23 protein-coding genes are annotated in these 19,944 nt (G+C 38.3%); 11 read left to right on the forward strand and 12 right to left on the reverse strand.

Features of this window, described 5'->3' with window-relative positions; all coding sequences use genetic code 11:
* Positions 1–8: 8 nt before the first annotated feature.
* Positions 9–1,859: a DHA2 family efflux MFS transporter permease subunit gene (locus EM808_RS03280; RefSeq protein WP_127735765.1), complete on the forward strand. Its 1,851-nt coding sequence runs from the start codon at positions 9–11 to the stop codon at positions 1,857–1,859.
* 44 nt (positions 1,860–1,903) lie between these two features.
* On the opposite strand, the gene fabI is transcribed toward EM808_RS03280, so the two are convergent.
* Positions 1,904–2,683, reverse strand: a complete 780-nt coding sequence (gene fabI, locus EM808_RS03285) for an enoyl-ACP reductase FabI (RefSeq protein WP_127735768.1) — start codon at positions 2,681–2,683, stop codon at positions 1,904–1,906.
* A 269-nt stretch (positions 2,684–2,952) separates the two neighbouring features.
* On the opposite strand from fabI, the gene EM808_RS03290 reads away from it, so the two are divergent.
* The 4 genes from EM808_RS03290 (at position 2,953) to EM808_RS03305 (ending at position 6,274) form a co-directional block, all read left to right on the forward strand.
* Complete coding sequence (locus EM808_RS03290; protein ID WP_127735771.1) at positions 2,953–3,156, forward strand: hypothetical protein; 204 nt, start codon at positions 2,953–2,955, stop codon at positions 3,154–3,156.
* Between the two features lie 21 nt (positions 3,157–3,177).
* A complete protein-coding gene (locus EM808_RS03295; RefSeq protein WP_164849563.1) occupies positions 3,178–3,474 on the forward strand; it encodes a spore coat protein in 297 nt (98 codons plus the stop codon).
* A 627-nt stretch (positions 3,475–4,101) separates the two neighbouring features.
* A complete protein-coding gene (locus tag EM808_RS03300) occupies positions 4,102–5,559 on the forward strand; it encodes an amino acid ABC transporter substrate-binding protein/permease (RefSeq protein WP_127735777.1) in 1,458 nt (485 codons plus the stop codon).
* Positions 5,546–6,274 carry an amino acid ABC transporter ATP-binding protein gene (locus EM808_RS03305; RefSeq protein ID WP_127735780.1) on the forward strand — a complete coding sequence of 243 codons (729 nt, stop codon included), beginning with the start codon at positions 5,546–5,548 and terminating at the stop codon, positions 6,272–6,274. Before EM808_RS03300 ends, EM808_RS03305 begins: the two co-directional genes overlap by 14 nt.
* A 46-nt stretch (positions 6,275–6,320) precedes the next feature.
* Here EM808_RS03305 and EM808_RS03310 read toward each other — a convergent pair whose 3' ends face one another.
* The gene (locus EM808_RS03310) at positions 6,321–7,079 is read right to left on the reverse strand and encodes an SDR family oxidoreductase (RefSeq protein ID WP_127735783.1); all 759 of its coding nucleotides are present in this window, start codon (positions 7,077–7,079) and stop codon (positions 6,321–6,323) included.
* A 189-nt stretch (positions 7,080–7,268) separates the two neighbouring features.
* On the opposite strand from EM808_RS03310, the gene EM808_RS03315 reads away from it, so the two are divergent.
* Entirely contained in the window at positions 7,269–7,880 is a 612-nt protein-coding gene (locus EM808_RS03315; protein WP_127735786.1) for a TetR/AcrR family transcriptional regulator, read from the forward strand.
* A gap of 212 nt (positions 7,881–8,092) precedes the next feature.
* Complete coding sequence (locus EM808_RS03320; RefSeq protein ID WP_127735789.1) at positions 8,093–8,614, forward strand: DoxX family membrane protein; 522 nt, start codon at positions 8,093–8,095, stop codon at positions 8,612–8,614.
* A 51-nt stretch (positions 8,615–8,665) separates the two neighbouring features.
* Here EM808_RS03320 and nrdG read toward each other — a convergent pair whose 3' ends face one another.
* Together nrdG and EM808_RS03330 are read right to left on the reverse strand one after the other, a co-directional pair.
* Positions 8,666–9,151 carry an anaerobic ribonucleoside-triphosphate reductase activating protein gene (gene nrdG / locus EM808_RS03325; protein WP_127735792.1) on the reverse strand — a complete coding sequence of 162 codons (486 nt, stop codon included), beginning with the start codon at positions 9,149–9,151 and terminating at the stop codon, positions 8,666–8,668.
* The gene (locus EM808_RS03330; RefSeq protein WP_127735795.1) at positions 9,148–10,992 is read right to left on the reverse strand and encodes an anaerobic ribonucleoside triphosphate reductase; all 1,845 of its coding nucleotides are present in this window, start codon (positions 10,990–10,992) and stop codon (positions 9,148–9,150) included. Before EM808_RS03330 ends, nrdG begins: the two co-directional genes overlap by 4 nt.
* A gap of 201 nt (positions 10,993–11,193) precedes the next feature.
* Here EM808_RS03330 and EM808_RS03335 point away from each other — a divergent pair, with 201 nt between their 5' ends.
* From EM808_RS03335 to EM808_RS03345, 3 genes are all read left to right on the forward strand, one after another.
* On the forward strand, positions 11,194–11,916 hold the full coding sequence (locus tag EM808_RS03335; protein WP_127735798.1) for an alpha/beta hydrolase: 723 nt from the start codon (positions 11,194–11,196) through the stop codon (positions 11,914–11,916).
* 167 nt (positions 11,917–12,083) lie between these two features.
* Positions 12,084–12,596 carry a 2'-5' RNA ligase family protein gene (locus EM808_RS03340; protein ID WP_127735800.1) on the forward strand — a complete coding sequence of 171 codons (513 nt, stop codon included), beginning with the start codon at positions 12,084–12,086 and terminating at the stop codon, positions 12,594–12,596.
* A gap of 115 nt (positions 12,597–12,711) precedes the next feature.
* Positions 12,712–13,386, forward strand: a complete 675-nt coding sequence (locus tag EM808_RS03345) for a DUF421 domain-containing protein (protein ID WP_127735803.1) — start codon at positions 12,712–12,714, stop codon at positions 13,384–13,386.
* A 2-nt stretch (positions 13,387–13,388) separates the two neighbouring features.
* Here EM808_RS03345 and EM808_RS03350 read toward each other — a convergent pair whose 3' ends face one another.
* A complete protein-coding gene (locus tag EM808_RS03350; protein ID WP_127735806.1) occupies positions 13,389–13,640 on the reverse strand; it encodes a hypothetical protein in 252 nt (83 codons plus the stop codon).
* 156 nt (positions 13,641–13,796) lie between these two features.
* On the opposite strand from EM808_RS03350, the gene EM808_RS03355 reads away from it, so the two are divergent.
* Positions 13,797–16,106 (forward strand): UvrD-helicase domain-containing protein, encoded by a 2,310-nt coding sequence (locus EM808_RS03355; protein WP_127735809.1) that lies wholly within the window; start codon positions 13,797–13,799, stop codon positions 16,104–16,106.
* 35 nt (positions 16,107–16,141) lie between these two features.
* On the opposite strand, the gene spoVIF is transcribed toward EM808_RS03355, so the two are convergent.
* From spoVIF to EM808_RS03390, 7 genes are all read right to left on the reverse strand, one after another.
* Complete coding sequence (gene spoVIF, locus EM808_RS03360; RefSeq protein WP_127736704.1) at positions 16,142–16,396, reverse strand: sporulation-specific transcription regulator SpoVIF; 255 nt, start codon at positions 16,394–16,396, stop codon at positions 16,142–16,144.
* Between the two features lie 138 nt (positions 16,397–16,534).
* Entirely contained in the window at positions 16,535–16,663 is a 129-nt protein-coding gene (locus EM808_RS03365) for a YjcZ family sporulation protein (RefSeq protein ID WP_127735812.1), read from the reverse strand.
* Positions 16,664–16,789: 126 nt separating this feature from the next.
* Positions 16,790–17,146 carry a stage V sporulation protein AE gene (gene spoVAE, locus EM808_RS03370; RefSeq protein WP_127735815.1) on the reverse strand — a complete coding sequence of 119 codons (357 nt, stop codon included), beginning with the start codon at positions 17,144–17,146 and terminating at the stop codon, positions 16,790–16,792.
* Between the two features lie 17 nt (positions 17,147–17,163).
* The gene (gene spoVAD, locus EM808_RS03375; RefSeq protein WP_127735818.1) at positions 17,164–18,177 is read right to left on the reverse strand and encodes a stage V sporulation protein AD; all 1,014 of its coding nucleotides are present in this window, start codon (positions 18,175–18,177) and stop codon (positions 17,164–17,166) included.
* Complete coding sequence (gene spoVAC, locus EM808_RS03380) at positions 18,178–18,651, reverse strand: stage V sporulation protein AC (protein WP_127735821.1); 474 nt, start codon at positions 18,649–18,651, stop codon at positions 18,178–18,180.
* Between the two features lie 13 nt (positions 18,652–18,664).
* Positions 18,665–19,141: a sporulation protein gene (locus EM808_RS03385; RefSeq protein ID WP_127735824.1), complete on the reverse strand. Its 477-nt coding sequence runs from the start codon at positions 19,139–19,141 to the stop codon at positions 18,665–18,667.
* 373 nt (positions 19,142–19,514) lie between these two features.
* Positions 19,515–19,874 (reverse strand): DUF1360 domain-containing protein, encoded by a 360-nt coding sequence (locus tag EM808_RS03390; protein ID WP_127735827.1) that lies wholly within the window; start codon positions 19,872–19,874, stop codon positions 19,515–19,517.
* Positions 19,875–19,944: the final 70 nt, after the last annotated feature.

A 19,944-nucleotide genomic window follows, 5' to 3' on the forward strand; every position in this document is an offset into this window, starting at 1 on the left:
TGATGACGATGACGATATATATCGCAAGCTATGCAGTTATCAGCATTATATTGCTCCTCACCATAAACTACCTGATTAGGAAACAAAGCAGAAAACCAAAACAGGAAAAAGTAAGCAATACAAGTAAGGATGAACCTATCCAAGAAAATGAAATTTCTCATAGCTCCATTGCGCAAGAAGAAAGTCCGATGGAGGAAGCAATAAATGAAACATTAAGCAAGTCTGCGATTACAGAACCGGCGTTAGAGTATGTCAGTGATCCAGATAATGCTGAAAGACATGACGAAAACGAAATACCTGTTAAAGAAAAAGACATTAAACAACAAGCAAGAGTAGATTTCGAAGGCAGTAAAGGAAAAATTATCGCTGCCGTTATGCTGGGTGCATTCGTTGCCATTCTTAACCAAACATTATTGAATGTAGCTATCCCGCATATTATGAACGATTTGAATGTTTCAACAAGTACTGTTCAATGGTTGACAACTGGTTATATGCTGACAAATGGTGTGTTTATTCCAATCACTCCGTTCTTAATCAGCAAGCTTGGAACCAGAAAGCTGCTCATACTCGCTATGTCTGCTTTCACCATCGGCTCATTAGTATGTTCTGTGTCTACAGGCTTCAGCATGCTAATGATTGGACGTGTCATCCAGGCAGCTGGTGCTGGTGTTATTATGCCTCTTCTAATGACAACATTCTTGACTATCTTCCCACCTGAAAAACGTGGTACTGCAATGGGTATCATGGGGGTTGCGATGATTTTTGCTCCTGCTATCGGTCCTACACTTTCAGGATGGCTAATTGGTCATTATTCATGGAGAGTATTATTTGATCTTGTTATTCCTTTTGGAATCATTGATTTAATCATCGCTACTATTTGGATGAAGGATGTTACACCACGCACAAATCCAAAATTCGATTTATGGGGCTTTGTCACTTCTACTATCGGATTAGGCTTCTTGCTTTACGGCTTCAGTGAAGCAGGTAATGATGGCTGGGACAGTGGTGTAGTTATTGGTTCTCTTATCACGGGTGTTGTTTTCTTAGCACTGTTCGTTTGGCGTGAATTTACTACTGAAACTCCTATGCTTGATCTAAGGGTTTTCAAGTACGATATTTATGCATTAACTACAGTAGTAAGCATGGTTGTCAACATGGCAATGTTTGCAGGTATGATTCTACTTCCAGTTTACCTTCAAAACATTCGCGGCTTTACCGCATTGGATTCTGGTTTATTAATGCTTCCAGGAGCAATTGTAATGGGGATTATGTCGCCGATTGCTGGTAAGCTGTTTGACAGATTTGGTGCAAGACCACTTGCAATCATTGGGCTGGTTATCACTGTATTGACAACATGGGGCTTTACACAATTGACAATGCAAACAACCTATGCACATATCATGATGCTTTATATCTTCCGTATGTTCGGAATGTCCTTCATCATGATGACCGTTATGACAGAGGGTATGAACCAGCTGCCAATGCATTTGACAAGCCATGGTACAGCAGCCTCTAACACGGCTAGAACTGTTGCCGGAAGTATTGGAACAGCATTCCTTGTTACTGTTATGACTAACAGGTCTACATTCCATACTGCAAATTACAGTAATATTATCACAAGCGACAATCCGTTTATCGCTGAAAAACTAGGTCAGCTTGGTCAAGGATTCGCAGCATTAGCTGGTATCCCTTCAAGCTCTGGTCAAGCACTCGCTGTTTCGACTATTTATGGAAAAGCAGTTGTGCAGGCAACAATTAACGGAATAAACGATGCCTTTATCGTCGCGACAGGCATCTCAGCACTAGCACTTCTCTTGGCATTCTTCATTAGAAGATCAACACCTAGAAAAGTTAAGTAATACAAAAGAGGCTATGAAATTTCATAGCCTCTTTGTTATATTCATCAGCCAAGGATGTTATAGCCTGAATCTACATAAATAATTTCGCCTGTAACCCCTCTTGACAGCTCACTGATCATCGCCAATGTCATATCGCCGACCTCATCCTGTGTAACATTTCTTTTTAATGGAGAAGTTTCTTCAATTTTATGAAGGATAGCATTAAATGAACCAACACCTTTTGCAGCAAGTGTGCGAATTGCACCAGCAGAAATAGCATTTACACGGATATTATCTTTACCCATTTCTAATGCCAAATACTTAACAGATGACTCAAGTGCAGCTTTAGCAACACCCATTACGTTATATCCACTCACAGCACGTTCAGCGCCAAGATAGCTCATTGTTGTAACAGTTCCACCTTCTGTCATGTAAGGCTTCGCTTCCCTTGCTACAGCAATTAAAGAATACGCACTAGTATCCTGTGCAAATGCATAACCTTCCCTTGAAGTATTAATAAAGTCTCCTTTTAAATCCTCAGCATGAGCAAATGCAACAGAATGAACAACTCCGTGAATCACGCCTACTTTTGAGCCAATTTCTTGGAATGCATTCTTAATGCTGTCATCACTGTTTACATCACATTGAACAATTAACTTAGCATCATAACTGTTATCTGACAATAATTTAGTTAATTTACTAAGTGAGCGATCAAGTCGGTATGTAAAAATTAAATTTGCACCAGCCTTGAACAAGGATTTAGCAACACCCCAAGCAAGACTTCGTTCATTTGCAACACCCATAATAACGATGTTTTTGCCTTTTATTTTCAATAAATCTTCCATATTGTCCTCCTAATTTGACAAGTCACTTTTACAATCTTACACCTAGTTTTAGTACTTGGTTCTAATACTATTATAGCATAAACCAACATTAAATAAGCCACCCGTCTTGTTAAATTGACATTTCACATCCTCCCTCCTTATTATGGCTAAGTATATGTTATAAAAACTAAGTGTTACTCAATTTGTTCTCTCATTAGAATTCCTTAAAAGGATAAAACAGCAGCACCAAATCAATACTAAGCCTATAAAAGTTTTGGGAGGTGAACAGCTTGACCGAACTTACAATGAAGGAATTGGCATTTATGGAGGATGAAATTCGCGCCGAGACGATTACTGCTAAAACATTGAACTGGTGTGCAGCACAATGTCATGATGAGACACTAAAAAGCACACTTGAAGCTATGGCAGAAAAACATCAGCTAAAGATTGCTGACCTGTCTCAATATTTTAACAGAACGTCAAATATTCAATAAACTGCGTAAAGGATGAATGAAATGCCAAACAATATCGAAGGGCGCGGCCTGACAGACAAGGAAATGCTCCAGCTTTGTTTAGAGCTTGAGAAAGGGCGCTGTCACAGTATTAGCACTGTCATACTAGAAACGTCACACCAAGGGCTCCGTGACATTTATGAGCAGGCCTTTGCAAATGCCAGCTCAAACCAATACGAGCTTTTTACCATCATGAATGAAAAAGGCTGGTACAAAACAGAAAAAGCGTCTATAGAACAAATCAGTAACGTACAGGAGCTAATGCAAAATAATTTGCATCCTGATGATACATTTAAATAAGAAATCAAAAGGGATGGAATAATACATTATTCACCATCCCTAATTTAATCTAACTTCAACGCAATGGACCTTATGTTAAGGGTAATAAATGATGCCAGACTTTAAAAGTAGCCCGTTCCATTGCTTATGTCCTCCGCTTCATTCCACTAACAAGTTTAAAGTAAAATCCAAACTAAAAGTCTGCCACGCTTAAAATAGTTCCGTTTACGATAACTTAAACACTTATGTTTTAAGTGTTTTGACAAGCTCAAAAAATCTTCAGGAGTGTTATCCATTAGCTTTTGTAATCAATCCCTGCTTAATTTTAAGAAAAATGACGATTTTAAGCATCAGAAAGGAATTTATAAGAAAAAATAAGATGATTTAAAAAATCATTTCTTATCATTGTTAGTGTATTGCAAACTCTTTCATTTCTGAAAAATCAAAGTTTGTCTGTACATCCTCTCTTTAATGGCGTAGATAATATTATTTATTCTTAAAATCATATCTGTACAATTTTACATTTATTTAGTATGATTTTAATTATGTTTTATGTCAGATTATCTTACATACAAACAAATGTTTATCAAAAAGGATTTATTTATCCTAGTTTTCCAACATAGAAAAAGTACAAAAGGAGCTATATGAATGAAGATAAAAACAAGATTTCCAAAGTTAATTTTGTTCTTTGTAGTTTTACTGACTGCGTTAAGTATGCTTTCTCCACTAACAAATGTGAAGGCTGCAGAAAAAACATATCAGATTGCTACAGATATTACTTTTGCTCCATTTGAATTCCAAGATACGAGTGGTGAGTTCGTCGGAATTGATATGGACCTTGTTGCAGCAATTGCTAAAGATCAAGGATTTAAATATGAAATAAAACCACTTGGCTTTAATGCTGCCGTTCAAGCACTTGAATCTAAACAAGTAGATGCAGTTATTGCGGGAATGAGCATAACTGATGAAAGAAAAATAAAATTCAACTTCTCTGACCCGTATTTCGATTCAGGAATAATTATGGCCGTTAGTGAAAGTAATGACGATGTTTCATCTTATAATGATTTAAAAGGCAAAAAAGTTGCAGTAAAAACTGGTACAGAAGGTGCCAGCTTTGCTGAAAGTATTAAAGATAAATATGGTTTTTCTATTGTTACATTTGATGACTCTGCAAACATGTACGAAGATGTAAAAACAGGAAACTCTGTTGCTGTTTTTGACGATTATCCTGTATTAGCATACGGAATTAAGCAAGGAAATGGCTTAAAAAGCGTTACAGATAAAGAAGCAGGTGCTTCTTATGGCTTCGCCGTTTCAAAAGGTGAAAATGCCGAGCTTTTAGAAATGTTCAACACAGGTCTTGCTAACTTAAAAGCAAGTGGTGAATACCAGAAGATAATGGATAAATATTTAGAAACTGGCTCTAACACTGCTGCTACAAAAGACACTGGGTTTTTCGGTCTATTGAAAGAAAGCATGCCTAGCTTGATGACAGGTTTGAAAATGACATTAATTCTAACTGTTGTTTCCTTAATTATTGCAACAATAGTTGGTATTGTTTTCGGATTAATGCGTATTGCAAAAAGTAAATTATTAAGCACTATTGCTATGATTTATATTGACATTTTCCGTGGTACACCATTGATTGTTCAAGCATTCTTTATTTACTTCGGTATTCCGGCAGCATTTGATTTCCGTATTACTGCATTTGTCGCTGGTCTGATCACATTGAGCTTAAATGCTGGTGCTTATATGGCGGAAATCGTCCGCGGCGGTATTCAATCCGTTGACAAGGGGCAAATGGAGGCTGCACGAAGCTTAGGTCTTCCTTACGGTAAGGCTATGTTGAAGGTAGTACTACCACAAGCAATTCAATTAATGATCCCGGCATTTATTAACCAGTTCGTCATCACATTAAAGGACACCTCTATCCTGTCTATTATTGGCATAAACGAGCTGACGCAAAGCGGTAAGATTATTATTGCAAGAAATCTAGAATCATTCCAAATGTGGATTATCGTCGGCATTATTTACTTTATTGTTATCATGATCTTAACGAAAGTATCGAATGTTCTAGAGAGGAGGATAAAAAATGGCAAAGCTTAATGTCACTAACTTGAAAAAATCATATGGCAGCCTTGAAGTATTAAAATCAATTGATTTGCAGGTCCAAGAAGGAGAAGTTGTATGTCTGATCGGCCCTTCTGGTTCTGGAAAAAGCACATTGCTGCGCTGCTTGAATATGCTTGAGGAAGTAACAAGCGGAGAAGTTGTTGTTAATGCTCAAAAGCTGACAGATAAAAACACTGATATCAACAAAGTCAGAGAAAATATCGGCATGGTATTTCAGCATTTTAACCTCTTCCCTAACTTGAATGTCTTAGGAAATATTACACTTGCTCCTGTTGAATTGAAAAAGGCATCGAAGGAACAAGCTAAAGAAAAAGCCCTTCAGCTTTTAGATCGTGTTGGATTAAAGGATAAAGCATCAGAAAACCCAGCTAAATTATCTGGTGGCCAAAAGCAACGTGTGGCTATTGCACGCGCGCTTGCAATGAATCCTGATATTATGCTGTTTGATGAACCGACAAGTGCTCTTGACCCTGAAATGGTCGGAGAAGTGCTAAACGTTATTAAACAATTGGCACAAGAAGGCATGACGATGGTTATTGTGACACATGAAATGGGCTTTGCACGCGAAGTGGCAGACAGAGTCATATTTATGGATGGCGGTTATATTGTCGAAGAAGGAACTCCACAAGAGATTTTCGGCAATCCGCAAAACGAACGTACACAAGACTTTTTAAACAAAGTACTTTAATAAAAACAGAGGCGTACCTTTTTAAAGGTACGCCTCCTTTTTATTATTAAAAAGCTGTCCAGCCTGCATCTGCAGTAATTACTGTGCCATTAACGAAGCTTGACTCCTCAGATGCAAGGAATAGTGCAACATTCGCCACTTCCTCTGGCTTGCCGATACGAGGGTTTACACCAAGACCTGGCTGCACTCTTCCCATTCCAAACGCATTAACATTTGTCATGGAAGCACCGATGTTTGTTTCGACTCCTCCTGGAGCAATCGCATTACAGCGAATGCCTTTTTGCGCATACATGTATCCAGTGTTTTTAGTGAATCCAACAACCGCATGCTTAGAAGCAGTATAAGCAGCGCCTGCCCTTGCACCTTGTAGTCCGCCTGCAGATGCTACATTGATAATTACACCGCTCTCCTTTTCCAAGAAAATCGGAAGAGCCTTCCTTGTTGCACGCATGACACTTGTTGTATTAATAGCAAATATCCTGTCCCAATTATCATCTTGAATATCACCTGCAGGTTCAAAGTTATCCATAATTCCTGCATTATTTACTAAAATATCAAGTGTGCCGAATGTTTGGATTGTCGCATCAATTAAATTTTGGATGTCCTCTTCCTTTGCAACATTTGCTATGACTGCAATTGCATTACCACCATTGGATTTAATTTCTTCTACAGTTGCATTTGCTGCATCCACGTTAATATCTGAAACAGTAACCTTTGCCCCTTCTTTTGCATAAAGAAGGGCAATTTGTTTTCCCATCCCTGATCCTGCTCCTGTTATAACTGCAACTTTGTCTTGAAGTCTCATATTTATACCTCCATATAGTGGCGAATATATAGTATCCGCTTTCACATTTTGTAGTTTACCCTGCTAGTTATAGTATAATAACAGTAAGAATCAAGGACAATCAGCAAACAAGACGGCCTTTGTCTATTATCCAACAGACCAGCTAAAAAAGCTGTACAAGTCCTTTTTAATGAACATTTGAGGTGACATATGTCCAGTAAAAATGAATACCTTGATAAAAGAATACTCAAATCGAAAAAGGCATTAAAAGCAGCGTTTCTTTTGCTAATGCAGGAAAAGAACTTTAAGGATATAACAATCACAGATATTGTCCAAACAGCTGACTTAAACCGAGGCACCTTTTATAAGCATTTTGCTTATAAAGAAGAACTATTGAATGAAATTATGGACGATGTAATGACAGATTTTATTGCTTCTTACCGCGAGCCTTATAAAAATTCTGAAACCTTTGAAGTGAGTAAATTAACTTCTAACGCAATTAAAGTGTTCGATCATGTTCAAAAGCATGCGAGCTTTTATAAGCTGATCATACACTCTGAAATTTTTGCTGGATTTCCATATAAGCTTTGTCATGTACTAAAGGAATTATCCATTCAAGATTTACATGTACATGAAAATGACGCTCACATTGACAGAGAATTAGCTGCAAGTTATTCTGCCTATGCCATCTATGGCATGATTATTGAATGGATTGAAGCTGGTTTTAAATACAGCTCAAGCTATATGGCCGAACAATTGCTACTAATCATCAACAGGAACACAACAGTTGGTGTATTTAAACCGAGCATTGAAAATACGTAAGTGATGCTTCTCCTTTATGCAAAAAGGAGAAGCTTCTATTTGCATAAAAATCATATTTCGGTGATTTTTGACACACCCTTGAGGAAGAATTCAAATTTCAGACACAATCTCTTGGCTTATTTGTGAACTATTTCACAATTTTAGTTTTTCCTTCCTTTTTTTTGCTATATTTAACTTGTAAGAAATAATAAAATAAAGGAAGGATGAACATTATGTTTAATGCTTTTTTAAGAGAAAATAAAGTTGCTTCTGTCATTTTAACTGTTATTCGTTTATTTCTTGGTTATTCTTGGTTTAAATCTGGTTTTGGAAAATTGACAGGTGATGGATTCGATGCAAGCGGATTTTTGACAAATGCAATTAAAAACCCTGTTACAGGTCCTGACGGCGCCGTTTACGGCTGGTATACAAGTTTCATAGAAGGCTTTGCGATGCCGAATGTTGGATTATTTAACGTATTAATACCAATAGGAGAATTGCTTGTCGGCCTTGGACTGATTCTCGGATGCTTAACAACTGCAGCTGCCTTATTTGGAGTAATAATGAACTTCTCTTTCCTCCTTGCAGGGACAATTTCTCATAACCCTACAGATATACTAATGGGATTAATCATTATGTTTGCAGGCGTGAATGCAGGATACTATGGACTGGACAGATGGGTGCTGCCATTCTTACGAAAAACTATTCTTAAAGACAATAAGGAAAAACCGTTATCTCCTAACTTAAGAACTTAATTTATAAAAGTCCAGAAAGCATGTGCCAACAGCACATGCTTCTTCTTTTCGTTATATTATATAAAGCAATGTTTTTTCCTCTGATAGACTGCGTGAGCAGTCTATCAGTCTTTGGTTCCTACTTCCCATAAATGACAAGGTCAAATCGCGTTTTTCAGCTACAAAGGGACCATCTACGACGACATCGATCAGCTTGCATATCGCTTTGCTGCTTTGGCGACTGATTAGCTCCTCCCATGTATATCCGGTATAGCACCATATATTTTTTCCTCTTTCCTTCAGTGCTGAGGCAAGTGTAAGTAATTCATCGTGACATTGATAAAAGGGCTCTCCACCACTAAACGTAATATCATTGAGAGTATTCTTCATCAAAAGTTCAAAAATCTCCATTGTTTTCAGCTCCTTGCCACCAGCCACATTCCAGCTTTGCGGATTGTGACAGCCTCTGCATTTATGAGGACAGCCAGCGAAAAAAACAGTGCTTCTTAAGCCTGGACCATCTACAATACTGTCTTGAATGATATTTAAAACCCTCATAAATGCTTCACACGATCCTTCTCTTCTGACCGTTTCGCTGTGTTCCACTTATCCAGCGATCCAACAAGATATCCGGTTATTCTGCGTATCCGTTCAAAGTTTTTCTCGCCGACAGCACTGCAGCTTGGACAGCAGTTATCAATAATTCCCTTGTAACCGCAGGAAAGACACCGATCAACAGGATGATTAATACTGCCATACCCGATGCCAGCTTCCTTCATTGCCCGGACAATTTGTTCCATCGCTGCATGGTTTTTGCTTGCATCTCCATTCAGTTCTAAGTAAGTTATATGTCCTCCATTAGTCAGCTGGTGAAAGGGTGCTTCTTTATTGATTTTTTCAAGGGCGCTGATTTTGTAATAAACTGGTATATGAAAGCTGTTAGTAAAGTAAGGGCGATCTGTCACTCCCTTTATCGTACCGAATTTCCTTCTTGCTTCCCTTTGTGCCTTGCCTGCAAGCGATTCAGCTGGCGTTGCCAAAAGAGAGTAGTTTAATTTTTTTTCTATTGTCGCTTCATCAGTCCTTTTTCGCATATGATGGATGATTTGTAATCCAAGCTTATAGGAATCCTCCTGTTCGCCATGATGAAAGCCTGTTAAGGCAACAAGCGCTTCAGCAAGACCTACGAACCCAAGCGACAATGTTCCCTGCTTCCAAATTTCCTCCAGTGTATCTTCAGGGTTAAGCGACTCACCATTTGTCCATACACCTTGTGTAAACAGAAATTTAAAGGTTGCTGCCTTTTTCCTTCCTTGAAATTGATAACGCTCATATAATTGCTCGATAGCAATATGTATATATGTGTCTAAGCGCTTAAAAAAATCCTCCGTTGAATCAGATTCCAATGCAATAAGGGGAAGATTGAGACTTGTGAAGGAAAGGTTTCCCCTGCCAATACAGCCAGCATCTCCATGGATATTTCCCAGCACTCTCGTTCTGCAGCCCATTGTTGCTGCTTCTGACTCTTTTGTGCCATTATAATACTCTTTGTTAAAAGGAGCATCGAGAAAAAGAAAATTAGGAAATAGCCTTGTGCTTGTCGTCTCAATAGCAAGCTGGAAAAGGTCATAGCTTACATCTTCTTTGTGGTAATTGATGCCCTCCTTCACTTTAAAAACAATAATCGGAAATATAGGTGTCTCCCCTTTACCTAGACCTGCCTTCACAGCAAGCAGCAGGCTTTTAATGAGAAGTCTTCCTGCAACAGATATATCTGTGCCTAAATTTATCGATACAAACGGTGTCTGCCCCCCGCCTCTTGAATGCATGCTGTTGCATTCATGGACAAATGCCTCACATGCTTGGTATGTTTCTTCCTCTGTCCATCGCCAAGCGATTTCATGTACTTCTTCATCGCTTCTATAAAGTTCAGCTACTTTACTTCTGTTACGAAGAAACGACTTTTGGATGTATGGAGCCAGGTCATAGTCAAATAGCGGGATTGCTTGTCCTCCATGCTGCTGGTTTTGATTTGCTTGCAGGATAATGGATGTCAATGCCAAAGCACTCGTTATGCTCTTCGGTTCCCGCATATAACCATGCCCTGTATTGAAGCCACCCTCCAATATCTTTCCTAGTGGAATTTGACAACAGGTTGCAGTCCCAGATGAATAAAAATCAAGATCATGAATATGAATATGCCCACTTAAGTACGCACTCTTTGCTTGTGCTGACAGCAGCCTTTCTATAGTAAAATGCTTTGTTGCGGCAGACGCAAAATGCATCATATGACTCATTGGCGCCATTCCATCCATATTGGCATTCTCCTGAATCAGGTCTACCCCATTACCCCTTGATATATCAGTAAACTCCTTCATTAACTCTTCATATATGCCCATTCTTTCCTCTCCCTTTTAGTGAATTCTTTTTCCATTATAAATGAATCTTTTTAAAAACATCTATATGTAGTATACAATTCACAAAACGTACACAATATCTAGTTATAAAGCTTATTCAAAAAAATCAACAGGTCTCCTCAAAAACAGCTTTTTTATGCTAAACTAAAACGGAATGAATAAAATAATAAGGAGCATGCCTTTATGTCAAAAGGGACAATTAAAGAAATTTTATTCTACAGCAATGAATTACAAGAGGAGATAAAACTGCTTGTTTATTTGCCTCCAGACTATTCTGCTTTATATAAGTATCATCTATTAATCGCCCAGGACGGAAAGGATTATTTTCAACTGGGGCGGATAGGTAGGATTGCAGATGAGCTGCATTCTAATCACCAAATTCAAGGGACGATAATTGTCGGAATACCTTATAAAGACATCGCTGACAGAAGGGCTAAATACCATCCGGACGGAGAACAAATGCAAAGCTATGTTCGTTTCCTTGCACATGAGCTTGTTCCATTTTTGGACAACGAATTTCCGACATACCAAATGGGACTTGGACGAGGACTTATCGGTGATTCATTAGGTGCGACTGTATCCCTTATGACTGCATTAAAGTACCCGCATACATTCGGCAAGGTAATGCTGCAGTCTCCATATGTAAATAAGGAAGTACTGACAGCTGTTGATGCATTTCAGTCCTTTCATCTTCTTGAAATATTTCATATAATCGGAAAACAAGAAACCGCAGTCAAAACCTCGAGCAATACAATAGAGGATTTTCTTGAACCTAATCGGGATTTGGCTAACCTGCTCCATAAATCGAATGCTGATTACTATTACGAGGAATTTGATGGAAATCATACATGGAAATTCTGGCAGCCATACTTAAAGAATATTTTAACGCAAATGTATCCAAGCTAAATTAGCAACATTTTATATATGAAAATAATGAAAAAACAGATATTTTTGAACATCATTTTATAAATTTGTTATAATATCTTACAGATACTGCAAAAACTGCAAGTAGGGCTGAAAATGCCTGCCTTTAGAAGAACATTACTTGAAAAGACGAAATGGGGGTTTCAACCATGAAATATGGCATCGCTATTTTTCCAGGAAAAGAACTGCAAGATTTAGCTAATTCTTACCGTAAGCGCTATGATCCCAAATACGCTCTAATACCGCCACATATAACACTAGTAGGCGAATTTAATGCAGATAATGATGAGATTAAAGCAATCAGCGACAAATTGCAGAAAGTGGCGAGTCATTACCATTCTATTGCCATTAAAGTTTTGAAAATCAGCACATTTCAGCCTGTCAATAATGTCATTTATCTTAAAATTGAACAAAACTCAAATTTAGAAGACCTACATACGGAAATTATTAATACAATTGGTGTTACACATGAGCACCCATTTATTCCGCATGTCACACTTGGTCAGCAGCTTTCTAATGATGAACATTTAGATTTATACAGCAGCTTAAGAATGCGGACATTCAGTCACGAAGAAACAGCAGATCGGTTTCATCTATTGTATGAACTGGAAAATGGATCATGGACTGTATTTGAAACATTTCGTCTTGGAAAAGACGAATAAATGCTCTAAGCAGGCTTATGCAACTCAAAAGGAGGACGTCCCTATGGACATCCTCCTTTGTTTATTTTCCTATTTTCTTGTCTAGAATAACGGATGAGAAAGGATGATTATACATATGGATTTTTTCCACATCGGATCTGAACTCGTTTTTGGATTTATCGCACTTCTCCTCTTTACTAAAATATTGGGAAAAACCGTTATCACCCAAGTAACAACCTTTGATTTTGTTTGTGTGCTCGTCATTGGAGAATTAGTAGGAAATGCGATGTATGATCATGAAACAGGTATTAAGGAAATATTGTATGCGGTGATTATTTGGGGCTCGCTGATTTTCCTGACGGAATTTTTAACACAGAAATTTCGCCGCTCGCGGAGTTTGCTTGAAGGAAAACCATCCATCATTATTCAAAAAGGTAAAATTGATTATGAACAGCTGAAAAAAAATCACCTCGATCTTAATCAGCTTCAGCATCTGCTTCGGACAAAAGACATCTTTTCCATTAAAGAGTGTCATTATGCGATATTGGAAACAGATGGGACAATCAATACGATAAAAAAACAGGCATACACTGCCCCTGTACGCAACGAGCTTCAACTCCCAAGCGAAGACAGCGCCATGCCTATTAGTCTTATCTTAGATGGCGAAATTATTGAAGAAAACTTGACTGCAGTTGGCTGGGATAAGAAGAAGCTCCTCTTAGAATTATCCGAACTAGGCATTCATTCCCAGAAAACAGTTTTGTATGCAGAATGGCATGAGAATGCCCCTTTATATGTCCAAAACTTTTAAGATTAGACAAGCTCGTTGAAGTTCTGTCCCTTTCCTGTCAATTCGGCAAAGAGCTTGTCTGCCCCTTCCCTTCCCCGCTTAGAAAATTCCTGCTTGTTACTTGCAGCTAAATACTGTCTTTCATTCTCATATGTAGTGGAAACAGCGGCAGGAGCATTTATTTTCTCACTTTTGAATGATTTTTCTTTTAGTGAGAGATCTTGTCTTACATACTGCTCATATTGATAGTTTGTTAACGGAAGAATATAGCCCATATCGTTTGCCTCCTCAATGATTTTTATAACCATACCCATATTTCATCTATGGTAATCTTCTTTCTTCCCTTTAATATGGTCTTTTATTTTGCTATGATAATAAGTACGTTAAAAATTTATATACAAATGAAGTATTGAACGAAATTGAGGTTAATTATGGAAACAGCCTACTATTATGATAGATTAATACATTTATATACTGAGACCCGCAGTGACTGGCAGAAATGGCATGAAGCAGGAAAAAAAGGACTTCTTGCTTGCGCTGTCTGCGGTGAGGCCGTAAAGCTTTATTTAGGTATAAAAACAAAGCCGCATTTTTACCATGCTTCAAATTTAGAGGCTTGTGTTATGGAAGCTGCTCCTGCTGTTAAGGAGACCGCTGCTACTGCTGAGTATGAAGAAACAAACGGTTTCCGATTGCCTAAGTCACGCTCCATTTCAACAACATCTTCTGTTCCCGAATTAAGCTTCAAAGAACCAAAAATAATTAAAACTACCTGTGACACTGTGACTCTGCATCATACTGACTCGCAAAGAGCAGATACTTATTTGCACGCACTCTCACGTAGTGGTGTACATCTCGATGATTTCCAAAGCAAAGCAGTTACCACGAATGATAAAGCTGTTTTGGTCGTCGCTGGAGCAGGAAGCGGAAAAACACGTGTGTTAACCGCAAGGACTGCCTATCTTATTCATGAGAAAGAAGTAGATCCTGCTTCCATTATGCTTGTTACCTTTACAAGCAAAGCAGCACTAGAAATGAAGGAACGCCTTATGAAATATCCTGACATGACAAAATCTATCATCAGCCGGATTGTTTCTGGGACCTTTCACAGCATACTCTATCAAATATTGCTTTTTCACGAGCCTGACAAATGGAAAAGGACAAATCTTTTGGCAAGCAACTGGCAAAAGGAATTGGCATTAAAAGAAATTGGAACAGAGCTTGGCATTGATATGAAAGATTTCCCAATTGATGCAGCCCTTCAATTAATAGGAGCCTGGAAGAATTCCCTCCAGTTTCCGAATGAAATTAAGCCTGCTTCTGACTGGGAAGAAAAAGTCTTACCGCTATACAAAAAGTATGAAGAAAGAAAGCACATAAAAGGCCTATATGACTTTGACGACATGCTTGTTGGTGGATATTACTTTTTCCTTGAAAATCCTATGATCCTTGAAACATATCAGAACAGGTTCTCCCATTTTCTGCTGGACGAATTTCAGGATATAAATAAAGTTCAATATGAATGGATTAAATTGATGTCCCAAAAGGCAGAAAGTGTTTATGCCGTTGGTGATGATGATCAGGCTATTTATGCATTTCGAGGCAGTGACCCAAAATACCTGCTTGATTACGAAAAGGATTTTACAAATGCAAAGGTTATTTATTTGCAGAATAACTATCGTTCTACAAATGAAATTGTAGCCGCTGCAAATGAAGTTATAAAGATAAACAAAAATAGGCGACCAAAAAAAATGGCAGCGACATATTCCGGAGGCAACCCGCTTCTCTTTTACCCTTATGATGAAGAAGAAGAAGCAACAATGATTGTGACAGATATAGTCGAAAAAATCCAAGCTGGAGCAGAGCCAAAGGATTTTGCGATTTTATTTAGGACAAATACAAATAGCAGGGCAATGTTTGAACGACTTTCTTCCTCCAGTCTGCCATTTAGACTAGAGCAGGACTCTGGTTCCTTTTACAGTCGCTTTATTGTTAGGAGTATGCTTGCCTATTTAAAGCTTGCTGTTGATCCAGATGATCAGCATGCAGTCAGCAATTTATTGCCAACATTATTCCTGAAAAAAAGCGTGCTTCAAGATTTGAAGGCTTTAAGCATTTTAGAGGACTGCACGTTGGCAGATGGCTTTGCCAAAATTAAAACAGGCTTTGCCTTCCAGGAGTCCAAATTAAAAAAGATGCCAGCTGCTTTCCAAAAACTGAAATCAGCTTCACCAATTGATGCGATTGCCTATGTTGAAAAGGAACTCGGCTTTCAGGATTTCATGAAAAAACGGGGCAATGAAGGCAATCAATGGGATAAAGGCTCTGACGATCTCCGTGACTTAAAGGTTGTCGCAAAAAAATTCAGCACGATCGCTGAATTTGTTGCTTATACAGACCATATGATTGCCATGAATACAGAACTAAAAAAGCAATACCAAGATACAAAAAATGCGATTACCTTAACAACCATTCATCGTGCCAAAGGACTTGAATATAAAACTGTCTACATTTTGGGAACGGTCGACGGCTCCATCCCACATGAATACGCGTTGGAGGCATACCGCAACAGTGATACCCAGCCTTTAGAAGAGGAAAGGCGTTTATTATATGTTTCCATGACAAGATCAATGGAGAAGCTGTATGTATCTATCCCAATGCATTTGCGTGGACGAAAAGCAAAAACCTCCCGCTTCTTAAATGCTGTAAAGCTTGCAGATTTGCCAAAAGATGAGATATAAGGGTAACACTCAGCGTTTAGAGGTTACCCGCCAGCTTACTTTTTATTAATCATTTTAGACAGTGTATTGAAATCAAGCTGCTTTCCATCCTTAACAATGGATTGAACAATTTTGTCTTCTGTTTCTTTTGGAACTGGTTTTCCAGCAATTTGCGATACTCGACGAATGACGCCTCTTACCGTCTGTTCATCTTTAAAGTTTGCATTTTGCAGAGAATTAGCCAAATCAAAAATATCCTTCATGTTCACACCAGTTTTTGATTCTATATTCTTAAAGAAGTTATTATTCATAATCATATTTCCTCCTTCTTGAGCTACTTTACATATTATGTAGATTCAATCAAAAGGTGAAAATATCGAACAAATTAAAATAAAAAAAATCAAAGGATAGGCTTAAGAAAGCCTATCCTTTCGTTCATTTACTAATTATTAAGCATAGAAGCTAGCGCCAACAATAATCAATAGAATGAAAAGTACAACGATTAAAGCAAATGAAGAACCATAACCGCCGCCGCCGCTATAGCCGCCGCCACCATATCCATATCCGCCGAAACACATACACCTTCACCTCACTTCTCCTTTATTCTTTAATAGCATATGGATTAAAGGATAATGTGTATAGGCAAGCTCCTAGCATTTGACGAATTGTACGATTGTCTAATTAACGGGTAAGGAAATCGTCACTTAACCCTTTGGTTTAAATATTAGTGCACCAATAAAGCCAAAAACGATGGCTGCAGAAATACCAGAGCTTGTCACTTCAAACATACCTGTCAAAACACCAATTAACCCATGAGTCTCCGCCTCCTGCATAGCACCATGCACTAAGGCATTTCCGAAGCTTGTGATCGGAATCGTTGCACCAGCCCCAGCAAAATCTGCAAACGGTTCATATAAGCCTAAACCATCCAATATAGCTCCTGCGACTACTAAAGTAGTCAATGTATGAGCTGGTGTCAGTCTGGCCACATCAAACATCAGCTGACCAATTACACAAATTAAGCCTCCAATTACAAATGCCCAAAAAAACATTGGTAGCATTATTCCGCCTCCTTCCTCTATATTTCAATTGATACGGCATGAGCAATACATGGGATTGATTCCCCTTGCTGAACCGTCAGTGGAGACAATAACGCTCCTGTTGCAACAACTAATATTCTTTTATAAGTCCCTTTTTTCATTTCATTCAGCAAATGTCCATATAAGACTGTTGCAGAGCACCCAGCCCCACTTCCTCCTGATTGCACTGGCTGATCACTTTTATATACAAGCAATCCACAGTCTTTAAATTTATTTTCATCCGTATAAATTCCCTTTTCCTTCAGAAGAGCCATCACTGAATCCCTGCCGATTTTGCCTAAATCTCCTGTAACGATTAAATCATAATGAGATGCATCAACACCTAAATCATTGAAATGAGCTTGAATAGTATCAGCGGCTGCTGGCGCCATTGCACCACCCATATTAAACGGATCTATTAAGCCCATATCCATTACCTTGCCTATTGTTGCCGCAGTAGTATACGGCGTATTTTTATAAGTTCCGTCATTTTCTGTTAGCAGTGCCACCCCAGCTCCTGTGACTGTCCATTGTGCTGTCGGCGGCTTCTGTCCGCCATACTCAGTAGGATAGCGAAACTGCTTCTCTACTGCTGCGTTATGGCTTGATGCCCCTGTTAAAATATTTTTTGCTCCATTATAGTTAACGATAAAAGATGATAACGCAAGTCCCTCCATTGAAGTGGAACAGGCACCAAACAAACCGAAATATGGTATTTTTAAATCACGGGCAGCAAAGCTGGAAGGAGTAATTTGGTTAATAAGATCGCCAGCAAGCAGAAATTGAATATCTTCAGCTGTTCGTCCGCTTTTTTGAAGAGCAGTTTGTGCAGCCTCTTCCAAAAGAATTCTATGGGCCTGTTCATAAGATGTTTTGCCCATCCATAAGTCTTCATGTAAAACATCAAAGTCCTTCGCCAAATTTCCATTTCCTTCAAATGGTCCACCTGAAACACCTGTAGATTGTATAACAGGCTTGTTTTCAAAAATCCATGATTGCTTCCCTTTTAACAATTACATAACCCCCCTTGCCATCAAAACAATGGTTTTAATCAATGCAACAACAAAAGCAGAAAAAACACCAAAAAGAATTACAGAACCTGCCAATTTAAAAATATTTCCGCCTACCCCTAACACAAACCCCTCTGTACGATGCTCGATTGCCGCAGAAATAATACTGTTTCCAAAGCCTGAGACTGGCACTGCACTCCCTGCTCCAGCGAATTGACCGAGGCGATCATAAATACCAAAACCAGTCAGCAGCATGGACAGGAATATGATTGTCGCACTTGTTGGATTTCCCGATGTTTGCTCTGTAAAGTGGAAAAAATAAATATATAAAAAAGAAAACAATTGTCCAAGGGCACAAATAATCCCGCCAACAAAAAAAGCTTTTATGCAATTTTTTACTACTGGCCTTTTTGTTTCAAATTGCTTCTCTAGCTGCTCGTACTGTTTTTGCTGTGGTGTCTTTTTTTTCTTCGCCATTATTACCTTCTCCTTATGTTAATTCATTGGTAAGATTAATTATTTCCTTAAGCCGCTTGTCCGCCTGCTTTTCACTATAATCCTTATCCTTCATCTTATCTCCAAGCCTGATGGACTCTAAAAATATCTTATAATCGCTCGATACAGTGAATGTATGGTCAGGAAACTTATCACTTAATATTTTGTTCAAATCGCTTTCAATGCCTTTCATACGAAATCTGGACATATGCTTGACCTTGTAAGCAACAAGAATATCCTTCGAGCCTTTGATAACTGCCACATCGTATATTGACTTTATGGAGCTCGCTTCATCTTTTACTTGCTCTACTAATATTTGCTCCAGCTGATCCGGATTCTTCGTAATGGTTAATGGAGCAGGATTCACCTTTGTGAATAGAGCTGTCCCGCTTGAAGGGGATGACTCCTCACAACCGGTCAGCACTAAAAGCATGATAATAAACAAACCCAAAAAACGTTTTTTATATGTCATATTCGTCCCTTCCTATGTAAAAGATGTATGGTTTCGCTTTGTTATATTTTCTTCGTTTCTTTTGGTTTTTATGAAAAAAATTCAAAAATGAATTTACCCAACTTTTGTAAATAAAAAAAGAACGGCCTCGTCCGTTCTTTTCTAAAATATTATTGTCCTTTTGATGTAAATACTTTCTTCCCACAGCCACAGCCAGATTTTTTCACCTTTTTTTTACGGGGTATAGCTGTTGTGGCTTCTTCTTTTTTTGTCGTTTTTTTCATCATTTCAAGACCTCCCGTTTTAATTTAGACATCAGAATATGTCTACGATATTGTATGTCAACGGAATTTGTGTGTGTAAACAACTAGCCTATCAGATAAAGAACTGTAAATTAATGGTTATAGGCGACTCTCTGTACAAATGCTTCTATAATAGATGCAGCACCAGCAATCGCCAAAATAAGTACAAGTGGTGAACAAATAGCCGGTAGAAAGTAATATAAAAGGACAAGAAAAGCTGCACACCATATTCCTGTACACCAGTAACAGCTGATTAATTCACCAAAAAATCCCCTAACCTTCCCGGACTTCGGAACATAATATATCTCATCAGTTCCCTCTTCACCTTTTTCAATTATTTCATCAAGTACAATCCGCCGAAGGAATTCTGTTATGCGGTCAAACACTAATAATCTTGTTAGGCGAAATGTGGCTAAAACAAGCAGCAGCAGCTCCATCCATTCAATATTCAAATTTAGTCCTCCTTAATTTTTTTCTTCTTATACCTTAATATGAAAAAATGGATCTTTAAGTGCCTATTAG

Source organism: Niallia taxi (assembly GCF_004005475.1).
GTDB lineage: Bacteria > Bacillota > Bacilli > Bacillales > Cytobacillaceae > Niallia > Niallia taxi.